The organism is Streptomyces sp. DH12 (assembly GCF_020873895.1).
GTDB lineage: Bacteria > Actinomycetota > Actinomycetes > Streptomycetales > Streptomycetaceae > Streptomyces.
Genome location: NZ_JAHWGT010000140.1, coordinates 1 through 928 on the forward strand (window position 1 = coordinate 1; position 928 = coordinate 928).

1 pseudogene is annotated in these 928 nt (G+C 73.6%); it reads right to left on the bottom strand.

The window, feature by feature from the left end:
* Positions 1–928 (bottom strand): annotated as a pseudogene (locus tag LPA54_RS33050) (DUF3372 domain-containing protein); the annotation flags it as partial.

The following is a 928-nucleotide window of genomic DNA, read 5'->3' on the forward strand; positions in this document are numbered from 1 at the left end:
AGGTAGGTGCCCGGGTTCTTCGCCGTGCGGTCCTCGACGGAGAAGTCGCGGATGTGCAGCTCCTGGATCTGCGCGTCCTTCAGCGGCACGGCCTTGGGCTTGGTGTAGCTGTCCCAGCCGCGCGGCTGGAGGGACCGGTCGGCCAGGTCGACGACGAGGCTGCGCTCGGAGTCGGTGGTCAGGGCGGTCGCGTACGGGTCGGTGACCTTGTTGGTGACGACCTCGCCGGCGGCGGGCGCCCACACGGTCACCGCGTACCGGTACTCCTTGCCCTTCCAGGAGGCGGGCCCGGTGACGGACCAGACGCCGGTGGCGTCGTCGCGGCGCATGGCGACCGTACGGCCGCCGATCTCCAGGGCGGCCTTCCGCGCGGTCGGCGCCCACACGGACAGGGTGGGCCGGCCGTGGCGGAACACCGGGCCGAGCCGCGCCTCGGTGGCGCCGGCCGCGTACAGGTCGTCGAGGACGCCCGCGATCTGCACGCCGGTGGCCGCGAGGACTGCCCCGTTGGCGGCGCGCTGGGTGGCGACGACCTGGCCGCGCAGGGCCTCGCGTACCCGGTCGCGGTCACGCGGGTCGACGGTCCAGGCGGTGCCCTGGGCGAGGTGGGGGAACTCGGCCTTCCGGGCGTCGGTGAGGGCAGACTTCGACAGGCGGATCCAGCGGGCGTCGCCGGTGTCCAGCGTGCCGTTCTTCACCGTCACCGAGCCGGTGCGGGAGGCGAGGAGCTGGGTGGACGCGGCCGCGGCGGAGCCGTCCCAGACGAGGGTGGAGCGGTCGATCCAGACCGCCTTGGAGGTGGTCAGGTCGAGAGCGGCCGCGGACCCGGCGGGCTGCGGCAGCAAGTACTTCTCCTGCCCGCTCACCAGCCACACCTCGTGGCCGTTCGCCCTGAGGTCGAGCGACTGGTCGGTGGGCAGGTCCTTCT